Annotated in this window: 16 protein-coding genes; 12 read left to right on the plus strand and 4 right to left on the minus strand. The window is 65.7% G+C overall.

The window, feature by feature from the left end; genetic code table 11:
• The first annotated feature begins 34 nt into the window (after positions 1-34).
• Positions 35-1,384, plus strand: coding sequence for a putative ATP-dependent zinc protease (locus HLAC_RS12440; protein WP_015911192.1), 1,350 nt, complete (start codon positions 35-37; stop codon positions 1,382-1,384).
• Between the two features lies 1 nt (position 1,385).
• Here the strand turns inward: HLAC_RS12440 and HLAC_RS12445 are convergent, their stop codons facing one another.
• Complete coding sequence (locus tag HLAC_RS12445; protein ID WP_015911193.1) at positions 1,386-3,728, minus strand: DEAD/DEAH box helicase; 2,343 nt, start codon at positions 3,726-3,728, stop codon at positions 1,386-1,388.
• 195 nt (positions 3,729-3,923) lie between these two features.
• Between HLAC_RS12445 and HLAC_RS12450 the strand changes: the two genes are divergently transcribed.
• The 6 genes from HLAC_RS12450 (at position 3,924) to HLAC_RS12475 (ending at position 9,127) form a co-directional block, all read left to right on the plus strand.
• Entirely contained in the window at positions 3,924-4,286 is a 363-nt protein-coding gene (locus HLAC_RS12450) for a hypothetical protein (protein ID WP_015911194.1), read from the plus strand.
• 94 nt (positions 4,287-4,380) lie between these two features.
• A complete protein-coding gene (locus tag HLAC_RS12455) occupies positions 4,381-6,483 on the plus strand; it encodes a minichromosome maintenance protein MCM (protein WP_015911195.1) in 2,103 nt (700 codons plus the stop codon).
• Entirely contained in the window at positions 6,484-6,792 is a 309-nt protein-coding gene (locus HLAC_RS12460) for a DUF7854 family protein (protein WP_015911196.1), read from the plus strand.
• Positions 6,793-6,843: 51 nt separating this feature from the next.
• Positions 6,844-7,182, plus strand: a complete 339-nt coding sequence (locus HLAC_RS12465) for a DUF7855 family protein (protein ID WP_015911197.1) — start codon at positions 6,844-6,846, stop codon at positions 7,180-7,182.
• A complete protein-coding gene (locus tag HLAC_RS12470; RefSeq protein ID WP_015911198.1) occupies positions 7,179-8,036 on the plus strand; it encodes a DUF7856 family protein in 858 nt (285 codons plus the stop codon). The genes HLAC_RS12465 and HLAC_RS12470 overlap by 4 nt, the downstream gene beginning before the upstream one ends.
• A 98-nt stretch (positions 8,037-8,134) precedes the next feature.
• Complete coding sequence (locus tag HLAC_RS12475) at positions 8,135-9,127, plus strand: ArsR/SmtB family transcription factor (RefSeq protein ID WP_015911199.1); 993 nt, start codon at positions 8,135-8,137, stop codon at positions 9,125-9,127.
• A gap of 114 nt (positions 9,128-9,241) precedes the next feature.
• Here the strand turns inward: HLAC_RS12475 and sod are convergent, their stop codons facing one another.
• On the minus strand, positions 9,242-9,841 hold the full coding sequence (sod, locus tag HLAC_RS12480; RefSeq protein ID WP_049933754.1) for a superoxide dismutase: 600 nt from the start codon (positions 9,839-9,841) through the stop codon (positions 9,242-9,244).
• A 202-nt stretch (positions 9,842-10,043) separates the two neighbouring features.
• Between sod and HLAC_RS12485 the strand changes: the two genes are divergently transcribed.
• Both HLAC_RS12485 and HLAC_RS12490 read left to right on the plus strand, forming a co-directional pair.
• On the plus strand, positions 10,044-10,832 hold the full coding sequence (locus HLAC_RS12485; protein WP_015911201.1) for a pirin family protein: 789 nt from the start codon (positions 10,044-10,046) through the stop codon (positions 10,830-10,832).
• Positions 10,833-10,913: 81 nt separating this feature from the next.
• Positions 10,914-11,597, plus strand: coding sequence for a haloacid dehalogenase type II (locus HLAC_RS12490; RefSeq protein WP_015911202.1), 684 nt, complete (start codon positions 10,914-10,916; stop codon positions 11,595-11,597).
• Positions 11,598-11,653: 56 nt separating this feature from the next.
• Here HLAC_RS12490 and HLAC_RS12495 read toward each other — a convergent pair whose 3' ends face one another.
• Positions 11,654-12,286, minus strand: coding sequence for a protein sorting system archaetidylserine decarboxylase (locus HLAC_RS12495; protein ID WP_015911203.1), 633 nt, complete (start codon positions 12,284-12,286; stop codon positions 11,654-11,656).
• 2 nt (positions 12,287-12,288) lie between these two features.
• Positions 12,289-13,338, minus strand: coding sequence for an AAA family ATPase (locus HLAC_RS12500; RefSeq protein WP_015911204.1), 1,050 nt, complete (start codon positions 13,336-13,338; stop codon positions 12,289-12,291).
• Between the two features lie 305 nt (positions 13,339-13,643).
• On the opposite strand from HLAC_RS12500, the gene HLAC_RS12505 reads away from it, so the two are divergent.
• The 3 genes from HLAC_RS12505 to HLAC_RS12515 are packed head-to-tail and all read left to right on the plus strand — an operon-like array spanning position 13,644 to position 16,997.
• Positions 13,644-15,002: an ABC transporter substrate-binding protein gene (locus HLAC_RS12505; RefSeq protein WP_015911205.1), complete on the plus strand. Its 1,359-nt coding sequence runs from the start codon at positions 13,644-13,646 to the stop codon at positions 15,000-15,002.
• A 31-nt stretch (positions 15,003-15,033) separates the two neighbouring features.
• On the plus strand, positions 15,034-16,059 hold the full coding sequence (locus HLAC_RS12510; RefSeq protein ID WP_049933756.1) for a carbohydrate ABC transporter permease: 1,026 nt from the start codon (positions 15,034-15,036) through the stop codon (positions 16,057-16,059).
• Entirely contained in the window at positions 16,056-16,997 is a 942-nt protein-coding gene (locus HLAC_RS12515) for a carbohydrate ABC transporter permease (RefSeq protein WP_015911207.1), read from the plus strand. Before HLAC_RS12510 ends, HLAC_RS12515 begins: the two co-directional genes overlap by 4 nt.
• The last annotated feature ends 67 nt before the right edge of the window (positions 16,998-17,064 follow it).

Consider the following 17,064-nt stretch of genomic DNA (forward strand, 5'->3'; position numbering starts at 1 on the left):
TTGATTTAACAAGATCGTTTCCGTAGGTCTACATATGAGCGAGAACTCCGGTTCGGCTCCGTCGAGAACAACGGACTCAGCGTCTCCCGTTCGAGTCGGGGTATTGAGTTTTCACAACAGCAAAGAGACCAAAGCGATCCTCAACGCCGTTCACGCGCTGGGGCACGAGCCGGTCTGGCTCCGCGAGGAAAACGCCCGGTCCTGGATCGAAGCCGGGAATCTCCGTTTCGACCCCGACGTAGAGGTCGTCTCGAACCGGCTGCTGACGACGAAGGCCGCACAGCCGCTCGACGACCTCGGAATCGCGACGAGTTACGCCGCTTCGTGTCCCGTGTTGAACCCGCCGGCCGTCGTCGTCCAGGCCATGCACAAGTACGGCGCCGCGGCGACCCTCACTGCGGCCGGGATCCCGGTTCCGGACGCCTACATGGCGTTCACGCACCGAACGATCAACGAGGGCAACCGACTGACGAGTGAGAAAGCGGTCCACAAGTCCGCGATCGGGACGAACGGGGCTCGGATGTCGATCGTCGGTGCGGACGACACCGTCTCTCCGCATATCGCCCACCGACGAGCGTTCTTACAGGAGTTCATCGACACCGGCACGGAGCGACCGTTCGACGTCCGGGCGTACGTCGTCGACGACCGTATCGTCGGCGCGATGAAACGGTACGCGCCGCCGGACGAGTGGCGTACGAACGTCGCCGTCGGCGCCGAAGTCGAGGATTTCACCGCCGACCTCCCCGAGGAGGCGGCGCGGCTCTCGCGGGAGGCGGCCGACGTGCTCGATCTCGATTACGCCGGCGTGGACCTGTTGTGTCGTGACGGCGCGTGGTACGTTCTCGAAGTGAACGCGACGGCGGGATTCAAAGGACTCTTCGAGGCGACGGGGACCAGCCCCGCGCCGTTCATCGCCGGCCTCGCGATCGAGAGGGGCGGCGGCCGGGTCGACCTCGATCGCGTCACCGACCTCGCGGCGGAACTGGACGACTCGACCCCGGAGTGTAAGCCGTCGATCGACCCGGAGCCGACGGAGTCGGCGGCGATCGGCTACACCGAGCGCGTGACGGTGGGCGCCGGCGGACGAACGATCGACGCGATCGCCAAATCGGACACCGGCGCCCGGCGGACGAGCATCGACCTCGACGTCGCCGCGGATATCGGCGCCGGTCCGATCGTCGGTACGGTCCACGTGAAATCAGGATCGCAAACCGGGCGGCAGAAGCGCCCGCTCGTCGAGATCGACGTCAAAATCGGCGACCGCTGGCAGACCGTAACCGCGAGCATCGAGAACCGGAACCACATGGCCTACCCCATACTGCTTGGTCGGGACATTCTCGACGGCTACCGCGTGGACGTCACGAAACGGCAACGCGGGGAGTGAGCTACTTCACCCGAACCGTTCGCGTCGCTTTGACGGGCATCAGCGGGAGATCGGGGAAGACGACTTCGACGACGAACTCCAGTTCGTCGGCGTCGGGCGGACCGAACACGCCGACTGGGACCGTCGTCTCGCCGTCGAGGTACGTCGTCGTCGCGGTCATCTCCACGTCGTTGACGGTGACCCGGATCCCCGTGCGGGCGCTCCCGGAGACGGTCGAGACCGCGACCTCGCACATCTCGTTTTCGCCGACAGCGATCGCGTCGGGGAAGTCGCCCCAGTCAACGTCGATCCGGGGGCAGTCACGGGCGGCGTCGACGATGCGCTCGGCGACGGAACCGCTCATGCCGGCGTTTTCCAGCGCTCCGGCGCCGGCGTCGACGACGGCGGCGGGAGAGGTGAGCCCGGCGTCCGCGAGGCGCTCGGCGCGGCCGGAGCCGACCCCGTCGATCGCGGTGAGCGCGACGGCCTCCCGCGAGACGCCGTGCTCGACGCGCGCCTCGACGCGGCACGCGAGGTTGGCGGCGCGGGGGCCGGCGAATCGGTCGAGAAACTCCGAGAGCGCGGCGAGCAGGCGGAGCGCGTTCTGCCGGATAACCCACGCGTCCGAGCGTAGGTCCGAGGGGATCGAGTCGGCCATCCCGGCGAGCAGAATGGCGAACACCTTGCGGTGGCCGTCCTCTAAGTCGGTGTCGCGACCGTCGAGGATCCGGTCGATCGCGTCCGACTCGGCCGAGCGCGCGGAGACCGAGTCGAACTCGCCGGCCGACGCGACGGTCTCCAACACCGAATCGACAGTCAGCGTCTCGTGGTCAGCGAGCCGCCGGAAGCGACGGGCCGTGTCGAGCCGGAGGTAGTACTTCGAGGCGAGCCGCCCGAGTCCCGTCGGCTCGATCGCGAGGTCGTCGTCGGCCGCGACGAACCCGTCGTCGACGAGCGATTCGAGGGTGTCGCGGACGCGGTCGCGGAGGGTGGCGAACTCGTACTCGTCGGGCTTCGACTCGGCGCGGACGTAGTAGAAGGTGGTCTCCAACCACTCCATCACGTCTTCGAGCCCGCGGATGGTGCCCATCGCGATCTCGGCGTTGAGGTGCGATTCGAGTTCGGCGGCGAGCCGCGACTCGATCTCCTTGCCCTCCCTCAGTAGCGCGCGGTACTTGTCGGCGTCCGCGCGGTCACAGACCACCCAGCCGTACCCCACGTCGTCGTAGCCGGGGCGACCCGCGCGCCCGAGCATCTGGAGCACGTCGAGCGGCGAGATGTCGGTCTCGCCCTCCAGCGGGTCGTGATACTTCGTGTCGCGGATGACGACGCAGCGCGCCGGGAGGTTCACCCCCCACGCCAGCGTCGACGTCGAGAAGAGGAGCTTGATCTTCCCCTGCTTGAACCACTCTTCGACGCGGTCGCGGTCCTCCTTCCCGAGCCCCGCGTGGTGGAACCCGACGCCGTCGGTGACCGATTGCCGGAGGGTGTCGTTGGTGAGCTCCTTCGCCTCGTTGTGGAAGTCGTAGTCGCCCCGCGAATCGATCGGGATGTCCCGTTCCGTTATCTCGTCGCGCGCCTTCTTGGCCGCCTGCACCGTGTCCTGCCGCGAGGAGACGAACACGAGCGCCTGCCCGTCCTCTCGCACGTGCGGCTCGGCCAGATCGAGCGCGCGGTAGAGCCGCCGGTACTTGTCGGCGAAGGCGTTCGAGCCGTGCGAGTACGTCTTCACGCCGGTTTCGAGGTCGACGGGGCGGTACTCGTCGCCGAACTCGTAGGTCGTCTCCGCGGGCGCGTCGAGCCACTCGGCGACATCCGCGATGTTCGGCATCGTCGCCGAGAGCGCGACGACGCGGGGGTCCTGTAGGCGGCGGAGCCGCGAGACGGTGACTTCGAGCACCGCGCCGCGTTTTTCCGAATCGAGCAGGTGGACCTCGTCGATGACGACGCAGTCCACGTCAGTGATGAAGGAGTACCGCCCGGAGTCGTGCTTGCGCGTCGCGCTGTCGGCCTTCTCGGGCGTCGTCACGAGCACGTCCGCGCGCTCGGCACGGCGGGGGTTGAGGTCGCGCTCGCCGGAGACGACGTACACGGAGTAGCCGAGATCCTCGAACCGCTCCCACTCGCTCTCCTTCTCATTGGTGAGCGCGCGGAGCGGCGCGATGAAGAGCGCAGTCCCGCTCTCTGAGAGCGTCTTGCAGATCGCGAGCTCGGCGAGCGCGGTCTTGCCGGAAGCTGTCGGCGCGGAGGCGACCACGTTGTGGTCGGTCTCCAAGATTCCCGGCAGCGCCTCGCGCTGCATCCGGTTGAACTCCTCGAACCCAAAGGCGTCGGCGAACTCCGGCACCGCGTCCGCGACCTTCACGCCGCACCACGCCCGTGGGCGACTCGACGGCGACCGAGAGTCGTTCGCATCACGTCGAACGGGGGGCTTCAAGCGCAAAGGCGTTTCTCATGCGGGCGGCCGGACCGAGCGGTCGGTGCGGGCGAGCGCGTCCGTCGCGTTCGGGCCCCACCGCCGACCCCGAGTGTTTACGTGACCGCAGGTCGACCGCCCGGTATGTTACCGTCGTCGCCAGTCGTCATCGGTGCCGCCGCCGTGATTGCCCTGCTCGTCCTGCTGATCGCCGTCCGCCGTCTGCGCGCCCCCTCGTCGGAGGCGCGCGAGTCGAAGCGCGCCCACGACGCCGCCCAGAAGCGCGAACCGCCGGTCGCGATCGGCGAGACGTACGAGTTCGGCGTCACCGAACTCACCGACCACCACTCGGGCAAAGAGGTCGCCGTCGGCAAAGTCGAGGGGTTTGTCCTCTTCACCCAAGACATTCCGAGAGACATCAGCGAAAGCGACGTGATCCGCGCCAAGGTGCTCTCCTTCAACGAGGGGCGCACCTCCGCGGACGCGACGTTCGTGACGAAGGCCTAGCGCGGTCGCGTCTCGAACGCGAACGGACCGCCATCGAGTTCGCCTCTGCTCCGAACATGAGGTTCATACGTGGTGGCGACGAAGTGATTTCGTAATGGCTCAGGCCGGGAATCAGGACCTCACGGAGCGGTTCATTCAGTTCTACCGTAACTACTACCGCGAGGAAATCGGCGGCCTCGCGCAGCGATACCCCAACGAACAGCGATCGCTGTACATCGAGTACGACGACCTCTACCAGTTCGACCGCGACCTCGCCGAGGACTTCCGCACGAAGCCGGAGCAGATGCGCGAGTACGCCGAGGAGGCGCTGCGGCTCTACGATCTCCCCGCAGACGTCAGCCTCGGGCGCGCGCACGTCCGGATCGAAAACCTCCCCGAGAGCATCGACATCCGAGGAATTCGCGTCCACGACGATCACATCGGCAAGCTCGTCTCGATCAAGGGCATCGTCCGTAAGGCGACCGACGTTCGCCCGAAGGTAACCGAGGCCGCCTTCGAGTGCCAGCGCTGCGGGACGATAACGTACATCCCCCAAAGCGACGGCGGGTTCCAAGAGCCCCACGAGTGTCAGGGCTGTGAGCGACAGGGGCCCTTCCGCGTCAACTTCGACCAGTCGGAGTTCGTCGACTCCCAGAAGCTCCGCATTCAGGAGTCGCCCGAGGGGCTCCGCGGCGGCGAGACGCCTCAGAACATCGACGTCGACATCGTCGACGACATCACCGGCAAGGTGAGCCCCGGCGACCACGTCACCTGCGTCGGCGTCCTCCACATCGAGCAGGTCGAGCAGGGCAACGAGAAGTCCGCCATCTTCGACCTGTACATGGACGGCGTCTCCATCGCCATCGAGGACGAGGAGTTCGAGGACATGGACATCACCGAGGCGGACAAACGCGAGATCATCGAGCTCTCCAACCGCGAGGACATCTACGACGCGATGGTCGAGTCCATCGCCCCGGCCATCTACGGCTACGAGGAGGAGAAGCTCGCGATGATCCTCCAACTCTTCTCGGGTGTCACCAAACACCTTCCCGACGGGTCGCGGATCCGGGGGGATCTGCATATGCTCTTGATCGGAGATCCGGGTACTGGAAAGTCCCAGATGATCAGTTACGTAGAGAATATTGCACCGAGATCAGTTTATACGTCTGGTAAGGGATCATCTGCTGCGGGTCTTACCGCCGCAGCTGTAAGAGATGACTTCGGCGACGGTCAGCAGTGGTCACTCGAAGCCGGCGCTCTCGTCCTCGCTGACAAGGGAATCGCCGCAGTCGACGAGCTGGATAAAATGGATTCGTCGGACCGCTCTGCGATGCACGAGGGGCTCGAACAGCAGAAGATCTCCGTCTCGAAGGCGGGGATCAACGCGACGCTGAAAGCGCGGTGTTCCCTCCTCGGCGCGGCGAACCCCAAGTACGGTCGGTTCGATCAGTACGAGCCGATCGGCGAGCAGATCGACCTCGAACCCGCGCTCATCTCGCGGTTCGACCTCATCTTCACGGTGACGGACAGCCCGGATCCGGATCACGACTCCCGACTGGCGAAACACATCATCAAGACGAACTACGCCGGGGAGATCAACACGCAGCGCGAGGAGCTGGCGAGCTCGGAGTTCACGCCGGAACAGGTCGCGGAGGTGACACAGGAGGTCGCGCCGGAAATTGACGCGGAGCTGCTCCGAAAGTACATCGCCCACGCGAAACGCTCCTGTTACCCGACGATGACGGAGGAGGCGAAGGATCTCATCGAGGAGTTCTACGTCAACCTGCGCTCGAAAGGCGCCGACGAGGACGCCCCGGTCCCGGTCACCGCCCGGAAGCTGGAGGCAATGGTGCGGCTTGCGGAGGCGAGCGCGCGGGTCCGGCTCTCGGACACGGTCGAGCGCATAGACGCGGACCGCGCGACCGACATCGTCGAGTCGTGTCTCAAGGACATCGGTGTCGACCCGGAGACGGGGCAGTTCGACGCCGACGTGGTCGAGACAGGGACCTCCAAGAGCCAGCGCGACCGCATCAAGAACATCAAGGGGCTCATCGCGGATATCGAGGAGGAGTATCAGGAGGGCGCACCCGTCGAGGAGGTGCTCGACCGCGCCGGCGAGATTGGGATGGACCCCGGGAAGGCCGAACGCGAGATCGAGAAGCTCCGCACGAAGGGCGAAGTGTACGAGCCCCAGCAGGGTCACCTCCGGACAACCTAGATGGACCGGATTTCCGCGATACGGAACGTCGAGGATGCACTCCGTGCGTTCGAGAACGGCGACGCCGACCTCGCCGACACCGAGCGACGCGTGGCGGCGGTCCTCCGGACGTACGCCACCGAGTTCGACGGCGACGACGACGTGTTCCGCGCTGTTGGCGAAGATCCGATCGACGGAACGATCGTGGTCGCACCCTCGGCGCCCGCGGCGCGGGAACGCGTGCTCGCGCTCATCGGGCCCGATAGTTTAGAAGATGTGACAAAGATAAGAGGCGACTCTGTCCCCGAATTCGACGTGGAACGAGTGTGATCGTCGTACCAGTTCGGAACCGATAAGTTCCGGAGTCGATCAACCGCGTTCGTGCTGCTGGTCGTGACGTATTCGACGGCGGCTCGCACCGGCCTCCGAAACCTGTGTCGCCGTCACGAAGAGACGGTCGTTCGGCGGTTCGGGCGGGCGGCACTGCTCGACGCGACGGTGTACGCCGCGTTCCTCGCGCTCCGGTTGCGCGAGTCGTACGGCGGGGACGTACAGATCGAACAGACGGAGCCGTTTAACGAGTTTGTCGCGCTCGACAAACCGGTCCGCGAGGCCGCGGGCGCGTACGCGAACCGTAACGCGAAGTCGACGCCGTACGCCGCGTTTGCTGCTGGAACCGACCATCCCAATCCCGACTCGATGCGAGGCAACGAGCTGTGAGCGGTGCGGACGGACGGCGCAATCGGGACGAACCCGACGAAGCGCCCAAAAGCGAGGAGCGGGCCGACAGGCTCGACGGCAAAACCTACGGACAAGACGATATCGTGGCGACTCCCGATCCGGTCATCCCCGATCCGGCTGCCGTGATCGGCCGCGTCCCGACGGAGACGAGCCTCTGGCGTGAACTTGCGGCGGCGGCCCGGACGCTTGGGCTGGCGTCGTCGATCGAGGGCGAACTGATCGAGATCCGCGACGCTATCGCGTCGATCGAGATTGAATCGGTCGATCTCGACGCGGCCCGGCGCCAAGTCGCAGCCGCGAGCGGCGAGGAAGAGCGACTGAAAGAGCGCGTTGCGGCCCTCCGCGGGGGCGTGCAAGCGCGCCGAGAGGTCGAGGCGGAGACCGACGAGGCCCTCGGCGATCTGGAGTCGGCGGCCGCTGAGCTGTCGGCCGCACAGAGCGAGCGAATCGCGGCCGAGCAGGCACTCCAACACGCCCGGAAGCGAGCGGCCAGCGCCCGCGACGACCGGGAACGACGCCTCGAACTACGGGACCGGCTGCGGAATCGGCGTCAAGACGCCCGTCGAGAGCTCGCTCGTGAAGTGTACCCGGCGTTCCGCGACGCGCTGTCGGTCGTTCCGGGCGCCGGCCCCGCCGACGCCGGTGCGAAGCCTACGGCGTACGACGGCCCGCCCCTCGCGGCGTCGCTGGCGGCGGTTCGGCTCGCGAATCTCGACGGGCCGGTCGCGCTCGGTGCGGAGGCGATCGGGTGGATCGTCGACCGCGGCGGAGTGGTGCCGGAATCGGTGATCGACGCGCCGGTGGTCCGGCCGTGCAGGCGGTCGCAGTCCTAACAAGGGAAAGTCGGACCGTCCCGACGTTCGAACGGCGCTGGGTCGGTGATCACGCCCCGTTCGATGGGTTTTATCCGGTCGTGTCGCGTGGATTCGGTGTGAGTCAGTTCGATCGAACCGCCGGCGCGGACGCGGGTGCGGAGACCGACACAGCGACCGAAACGGAGCCGGCGGCGGAGACAGACGCGGGGTCGGACATCGACTCCGACGACGACCTGACGGCCGCCCTCCGGACGGAGTCCCGAGTGCTCCCCGCGGAGGTGTTCGCCACCCTCGGCAATGATACTCGAGTCGACATCCTGCGCGCACTCCTTGAACTCGGCGCCGACGAGGAGCCGGTGAGCTTCACCGATCTCTTCGAGCGGGTCGACATTGACGACAGCGCCAACTTCAACTACCACCTCCGACAGCTCACCGGTCACTTCGTCAAGCGGAGCGACGACGGCTACGAGTTCCGGTACCCCGGCCGCAAGGTCGTCAGCGCGATCTTCACCGGCACCCTCACCGATCGGGCGCAAGTTGGGTTCTTCCCGGTCGAGGGGTCGTGTTACGACTGCGACGGCGACCTCCACGGCTGGTACGTCGACGACACGCTCACCGTGGGGTGTGCCGACTGCGGCACGATTCAGGTGAGCTACCCGTTCCCCTCCGGTGGGCTCGACGACCGCACAACCGACGAGCTGCTGCAGGCGTTCCACCACTACGTCCGCCACCACTACTGTCTGGCCGCGGACGGAGTTTGCCCCGAATGCACCGGCGCGGTCGAGACGACGCTCGTCCGCGACCCCGACGAGGAGGATCTCGACGTCGCCGTCGAACACGTCTGTCAGCGGTGTAACTACCGGCTGCGGTCGACGGTCGGGGTCACCCTCTTGGACCACGCCGAGACGCTGCTGTTCTTCTCCGAGCGCGGCGTCGACCTGAACACCGAGCCGTTCTGGGGGTTCGACTGGTGCGTGAGCGACGAGCGGACGACGATCGTTGCCGAGGACCCACTCCGGGTCCAACTCTCGCTTCCTTGCGGGGGCGACGAGCTTCGCGTGGTCGTCGACGGGTCGGTCGATGTGGTGGAGACGACGCTGGTTGAGTAGGTTGCGGACGATACTCGCGGAGTAGAAGCGTCCACCGGGCGGGCCGAACGACCCGGCGGGCAGTAGAATATCTCGGTAGGATCGGTCAAATTTCGACCGATCGATCGACGTTCGTTACTCGAACAGCTCGACGGCCTGCTCGTAGCGGGTCGCGGGCTCGTTCCAGTCGACGACCTCGAAGAAGTTGTCGACGAACTCGCCACGAGCCGGGCCGTAGTCGTGGTAGTAGGAGTGTTCCCATACGTCCAGCGCGAGAATCGGGTGGCCGCCCCAGATCGCGCCCTGGTCGTGCTTGTCGACCACGACGTTCCGCAGCTGGTTCGAGAACGTGTCGTACACTAAGAGCGCCCAGCCGGACGCGGCGGACGCCGCCGCCTCGAACTCGCCCTTCCAGGCGTCGTACGAGCCGAAGTCCTCCTCGATCTGGTCGGCAAGTGCGCCTTCAGGCTCGTCGCCGCCTTCCGGACTCATGTTCTGCCAGAACAGATCGTGCAGGATGTGACCCGACGAATTATGGGTCACGTTTCGGATCGCCCCGCCCGACGATGAGAAGTCTCCAGCGTCGCGGTTCGCCTCAAGCGTCTCCTCGGCCGAGTTCCACCCGTTCACGTAGCCCTGGTGGTGAGTGTCGTGATGCCATTCGAGCACCTGCTCGGAAATGTGCGGCTCCAATGCGTCGTAATCGTACGGCAGCGGATCAAGTTCGTAGCTCATGTCTACATTCATTTCCATGTTCGGGACGGGTAAGAGCGTTCTCTGTAGCACTTTTCAGTAAGAGGTTTGTCTTTTCCAAATGACTCAGAAATCCCCCATAAATCCGTTTTAAACCATAATCGGAACAAATATATTTATTATCTAGTTGTTTTTGACTACCGGCGACGCGGGCCTTATCTGTGCCGAACTCGTCAGATCGAATATGACACCAGACGAGAGCGGCGCGAGCGTCGAGCCGCTCTCCGGCGAGACGGTCCGGCACGGAACCGGCGTGAACTCCGACCGTGCGTTCCCGACGAACGGCCATCCCGACAACCTCGACCCGTTCGTGCTGTTCGAGCGGTTCTACATCGACCCCGACAAGGGGTTCCCGATGCACCCGCACAAGGGGTTCGAGATCGTCTCGTACATGATCGAGGGCGGGATGGACCACGCGGACTCGCTCGGCGTCGAGCACACCGCGCGCGAAAACGAGGCGATGCGGATCACGACCGGGAGCGGCATCCGCCACTCGGAGTTCCCCGCCGACGACGAGGCCTGCAACGGGCTCCAGCTCTGGGTGAACCTCCCGCGCGAGGAGAAGGAGGCGGATCCGGACTACGTCGACGCGAGCGCCGAGGAGCTCCCCACGACCGAACTCGACGGCGCGACCGTCACGACCGTCGTGGGCGAGGGCTCGCCGATCGAGTTGCACACCCCGATGGAGTATCTCGACGTTCACGTCAGCGATACGTGGACGTGGGAGATTCCCGACGAGTGGTCCGGATTCCTCTACGGCGTCGAGGGGAGCGGGACCGTCAGGGAGGGCGACGCAGCCGCCGGTGCCGGTGCCGACATCCGCTGCGAGTTCGGCGCAGGCGACGTGCTACCGAACGCGGACGCACGAGACGTGACGGTCGAGAGCGACGAGGAAGATGGGCTTCGCTTCGTCGCCGTCTCCGGGCGGCCGCACGGCGAACCGATCCGCCAACAGGGGCCGTTCGTCCTATAAAAATCACCGTCCGGAGGGAATCGATCTGCGATCGAGCGAACCACGGGGTATGATAACGCGGCGCGCCGAAGGGACGACCGAATGCCACTCGATCCGGACCGCGTTCAGACCGTCACCTTCGACTCGTACAGCACCCTCGTCGACGTGGAGGCGGCCGAGGCGGCGCTCGCCGAGCGCGTCCCCGACCCGGAGCCGGTGTCGCGGCTCTGGCGGTCGCGGTCGCTGGCGTACACCTTCGTCGCGAACGCGATCGACGCCTACCAGCCGTTCTACGAGATGAACCGCGACGCGCTGACGTACGCCTTGGCGGCTCACAACGTTGATCTGTCGTCCGCCGAACGCGACGAGATCCTCGCGGTGTACCACGAACTGGAGGTGTTCGACGACGTGCGCTCAGGGATCGAGCGCCTACGGGAGGGCGGCTACGAGCCGTACGTGCTCTCGAACGGAAACCCGGAGATGCTCGATTCGATGGTCGAACACGCCGGTATCGGCGATCTCATCGCTGGGACGATAAGCGCCGACGAGGTGGAGACGTTCAAGCCGGCGGCGGAGCTGTACCGCCACGGCGCCGCCCGAACCGGGACACCGATCGACGAGATCGTTCACGTCACCGCGGGCTGGTTCGATGTGTTGGGCGCGTCGCACGCGGGGATGCAGGCAGTTCGCGTCGACCGGAAGGGGACGCCGTGGGAGCCGTTTGCGGGCGATCCGGATATGACAGTCGAATCGATCCACGAGCTGGCCGACGCGCTGGGAGTCTGAGGCGGTCGCGTCCGGCGTCCGGGGACGCTCGCGCTCGGTGAAGAAAATCTGCGATCTCAGTCCCGCTCGGCGATGATCGTCTCGCCGGCGCGCACCGCGTCACCCTCGCTCACGAGGAGGTCAGTCTCGTCGATATCGGCGGGGAGGATCACGTCTGCCCGCGAGCCGAACGAGACGTGGCCCACGCGCTCGCCGCGGTCGACGGCATCGCCGGGCTCGACCGAGGGATGGATCCGGCGAGCGAACCAGCCGGCGATGACCAACAGTTCGTACTCGCCGAAGTCGATCGCGACCTGCTCGTTGCGGTCGGACTCCTTGTCGAAGGCGGGCCGATTCGCGCCGGGGCGGTGCCGAACCTCGCGGACCTCGCCCGCGAGCGGCGCGCGATTCACGTGCACGTCGGTGACGTTCATGAACACGCCAACGCGGAGCCGTTCGCCCTCCTTGCGGACGACCGAGACAGTTCCGTCGGCGGGGGCGACGACAATCCCCTCGGCATCTGGCGTCGAGCGGTCGGGGTCGCGGTGGAACCAGAGGACGCCGAACGCGAGCGCCAACAGGCCGATCCCGACCGGCGGCAAGAACGGCAGCGTCACGGCGGCGGCGAGCGCGGGCGCGAGCGCCAGCCGCCACGCTTCGTCGACGACGTCGAACGGGAGGACCGTCGCGAGCGGGGGGTTCCGGGCCATCGTCAGGCCTCCACGGGGTCTCGGAGGTCTGGTCGGAGCTCGGTGCGCCCCGCGGCCCACGCCGAGAGCAGGTGAACGAGGTGGGTGCGGTCGTCGAGCCCGTCGACGAGATCGAGGTCGGCCTCGCCGGCGAGGACGTGGAGCCGCGCGAGATCGTCGCCGCCGTACTCGGAGCCGGCACGGGCGACTCGCAAGGTCTCGCGCAGCAGTTCCTCGCCGTCGTATCCACCATCGTCGAGCAGGTCGTCAAGGGTCGAGCGAGCGTCCTTGAAGTCGCCGGCACGGGCATCGGCGAGCGCCTCCCGGATCGCGTCGTCGTCGCCGACCTCGCCGAGCGTCTCGTAGGCGGTCGACATGGTGATCTCGCCGCCCTCGGCCGCGGTGGCCTGCGCCGAGAGGATCGCCTTTCGGAGATCGCCGCCGGCCGCGCTGGCGACGAACTCCAGCCCGTTGCCGTCGTAGTCGACGCCCTCGCGCTCACAGATCGTTTCGAGGACGTCGATCGTCTCGTCGGTTGTCGGCGCACGCACGCGAACCGGAAAACATCGCGAGCGGATCGGCGCGATGAGTTTCGACGGCTGTCGGGTGGCGATCACGAACTGTGTGGTACGATGGTGCTGTTCCATCACACGTCGGAGCGCCTGCTGGAAGTCCTCGCGGATGGCTTCGGCGTTGTCCAACAGGACCGTTTTGTACTCGCCCGACATTGGCGCGTACGACGCCGACTCCTTCAGCACCCGGTTTATCATGTCGCGTTTCGCCATCCGGCTTCGACCCTGTAGGAACCCCTCAAAGCGGGGATCGCTCCGGATCTCCTTTTTGGTCCGGCCGAAGAAGTCGGCGACATTGATCTCGATCAGGTCGGCGTCGGGGGTTTCGTGGGCGACCCGGGTCAACGCCCGCGTCGCTGCCGTCTTTCCGACACCGGGCGGCCCCTGCACGACGAGGTTCATCGGCTCATCGACCGCGCGCTCCAGCCGCTGGCGGGCCTCGTCTTGACGGATCTCATCGAGCGCCGGGGCGTGCGCGTCGATCCACAGCGGTCCCTCCATATCGCATCTTCCGGGCCACGCGCTCAAGAATCGGTCGGTCCGACCCCCGGATAGTCGAGCCTCAGGCGGCCCGGCCCCGGTTACGCTGTGCTCGGCTCTCACACCGAGCGCCCAAACTCATCAACACGTAGACATTTCAGCGTCCCAACAGTGGCCGTGACAACTCTCCTAGGTGATACGTGACAACCACCCCAGGTGAGATAGCTGATCGCGCGCCTGTTCAAGGATTAGCGTGTAGACATTTTTAACAATCGGAGTAAATGAACATCAATCGTTAAATATAGGGAGGGAGATCATCATTATACATGTCACACGACAGCCGATCCGACGACAACAACCGCCTTACGCGTCGCCACTACGTGGCCGGCGCCGGTACCCTCGCAACCGTGGGGATCGCCGGCTGTTCCGGCGGTGGCGACGGCAGTGACGGTTCCGACGGCAGTGACGGCAGTGACGGTTCCGACGGCTCCGACGGGAGCGACGGCGGCTCCGGTGAGCCTGTCGAGGTACTCCACGGCTGGACCGGCGGCGACGGCGCCGCCGCGGCCGAGGCATTGGAGGCAGCGTTCAACGAGGTTCACCCCGATGTCGGCCTCGAGATGAACCCCATCGGCGGCGGCGGCAACCAGAACCTCGACGCAGTCGTCGCGAACCGACTCCAGAGTGACGATCCGCCGGGATCGTTCGCCGGCTGGCCCGGTCCGAACCTCCTCCGCTATCAGGGGGTCCTCGGCAGCGTCGACGACGTTTGGGAGGAGAACGGCTTCGAGGACGCGATGGTCGAGGAGGCGGTCGAGCTCCACAAGCAGAACGGCAGCTACCGCGCCGTGCCGCTCGGCTCCCACCGACTGAACTGCCTCTTCTACAACGTCTCCGTCGTCGAGGACGCGGGGATCGATGTCGACTCGCTGAATAGCCCCTCGGCACTCATCGACGCCTTCGAGACGGTTTCCAGCGAGACCGACGCGATTCCGATGACCCACGGGATGTCCGGGACGTGGACGACGACGCAGCTGTGGGGCGCCGTGATGCTCGGCGTCAACGGCTACCAGCCGTATATGGACTTCCTCGAGGGTAACGGCGACGAGAGCGCCGTCCGGTCGGCGTTCGAGACGACCGCAGAGATGCTGGAGAACCATATCAGTGACGACGCGGCTTCGATCGGTCTGACCCAGTCGAACCAGAACATCATCAACGGCGACGCCGCGTTTATCCACCAAGGTAACTGGGCGGCGGGCGCGTTCCGGAACGCCGAGAACTTCGAGTACGGAGACGACTGGGGCTTCAAGACGTTCCCCGGGACCGAGGGAATGTACACCCTCCACTTCGACTCGTTCCTCTACCCGTCGGACAACCCGACGCCCGAGGCCTCGAAGACCTGGGAGGCGTTCGCCGGCAGCCCGGAGGCCCAGATCGCGTTCAACCAGTACAAGGGCTCGATCCCGACTCGGACCGACGTGAGCATGGAGGAGTTCGGTCCGTACCTCCAGGAGACGGCCGAGGACTTCGCGAACGCGGAGTACCGACCGCCGAACCTTCAGCACGGCCTCGGCGTCCCCTCCGAGACGATGACGGCGCTCAACGACGTCATCTCTTCGGAGTTCACGGGACCGTACAACGTCGACGCCGCGACGCAGGGCTTCCTGAACGCGGTGTCGAACTGAACTCCACGCGATGCTCGATTTTTACCGTCGATTGCACCGGACGATCAGTCCCTCCTCGAGGGACGACGACAGCGAGGTCCGTACCGACGGCGGGGTCGTGAGCGACGGCCCTGGCGCCGACCCGGCGCCGGAACCGGACCGGGACCTGACGACCCGTCTCAAGGCGACCTTGGACCAGCGCTTCGGGAGCGACTTCATCGAGTCGTCCGTCTTCTGGCTCCCTCCGTTCCTGCTGATGGGGCTGTTCGTCTACGGTGCGATCATCTGGAACCTGCTGATCTCGCTGACCGACTACCAGCGCTTCGAGAACGCGCCGGACTACTCGAACCTCGACTTCGAGATGTACACGCGTGCGCTCGCAGACACCGGGTTCATCGACGCCGCGATCAACACGCTCATCCTGCTTATCGCGTTCACGGCGGGGACGCTCGTGGTCGGCCTCGTGCTGGCTATCCTAATCGATAGAGGGATCCGGTTCGAGAACACGTTCCGGACGATCTATCTCCTGCCGATGAGCCTCTCGTTCGTGGTGACCGCCCAGTTCTGGCTGTGGATCTACAACTACAACAACGGGATCGCCAACAACGTCATCGGCACTGTCGGTCTCGGCCCAGTGAGCTGGCTCGGCAACCAGGACATCGTCCTCTACGCGGTCATCTTCGCGTTGATGTGGCAGTTCTCGGGGTACGCGATGGTCGTGTACCTCGCTGGGCTCCGAGCCATTCCGACAGAGCACTACGAGGCGGCCACGGTCGACGGCGCGTCGACCCTGAAGATGTACTGGCGCGTTATCATCCCCCAGTTGAAGGGCGCGACGATCAGCGCCGCCGTAGTGCTGATGGTGTTCGGGATGAAGGCCTTCGACTTCCTCTACTCGCTGTCAGGGGGATACCGGCCGCCGAACGGCGCCGATATCTTAGCGACGAAGATGGTTCGTGAGGCGTACGCGAATCTCAACTGGGCGTACGGGTCGGCGATCGCGATCGTCCTGTTCGGAATGGCGCTCAGCGTCATCGGCCCCTACCTTGTGTACGAATACCGGAGGGACAACCTATGAGCAACGCAAAACCTCGAACCGACGGCGGCGCAACGGCGACGGCGCGGCTGCGCCGGACCATCGATCAGCTGACGGCCGAGGATATCGGCCTGTACGTTGTCCTGACACTCGCGGCGGCGTTCTACCTCGTTCCCATCGAATCTGGCCTGGTCACGTCGTTCAAGACCGGCACCGCGATCATCGAGACGGCGCCGTTCGCCCCACCCGGCCCGTCCGGGTTCACACTCGAGAAGTGGCAGACGGCGACCGATACCCTGCTGCGTGGGATGGGGAACAGCCTGCTGTACGCTGTGCCCGCGACGGTCATCTCGGCGTTCGTCGGGAGCGTCACGGCGTACGGCCTGACGATCCCAACCTGGAAGAAGTCGTACAAGGCAGTGGTACTCATGCTCATCGTCGCCGGGATCTTCATCCCGTATCAGGCGGTGCTGGTCCCGCTGACCCAGTTCTGGTCGCAGTGGGTCCAGCTCGGCGACGCGTTATCGTTCGTCTGGGCGCTCGGGATCGACGACGACTACGTTGGCATCATCGAGTTGGTGATCACCCACGTCGCCTACGGGCTCCCCATCTGTACGCTCCTGTTCCGGACGTACTACAAGACGATGAGCGACGAGATGATCGAGTCGGCCCGCCTTGACGGAGCGACGCTCCGTCGGGTGTACCGACGGATCGTCCTCCCGCTCTCGGGACCGATGTTCGCCGTCGTCTTAATCTATCAGTTCACCCAGATCTGGAACGATCTCCTCTTTACGCTGGTGATCGTCTCGACGGAATCGAGCCCTGCGGCGCCCGTCGTGTTGATCCTTGCGGGACTCGGGAGCTCGCTGGAGGGACAAGACTTCGCGCTCCGGATGGCCGGGGCATTCTTCGCGGCGCTGCCGACGCTTGCGGTGTACATCCTCTTCGGCGAGGAGTTCGCCGAGGGGGTGGCGGCGTGACCCGCACGCCGACCCCGTCCAGCGACGGGACCCGTCCGAGACGAGGGCGTCCGGGATGCGACGCGGC

This window comes from Halorubrum lacusprofundi ATCC 49239 (assembly GCF_000022205.1).
GTDB classification, from domain to species: domain Archaea; phylum Halobacteriota; class Halobacteria; order Halobacteriales; family Haloferacaceae; genus Halorubrum; species Halorubrum lacusprofundi.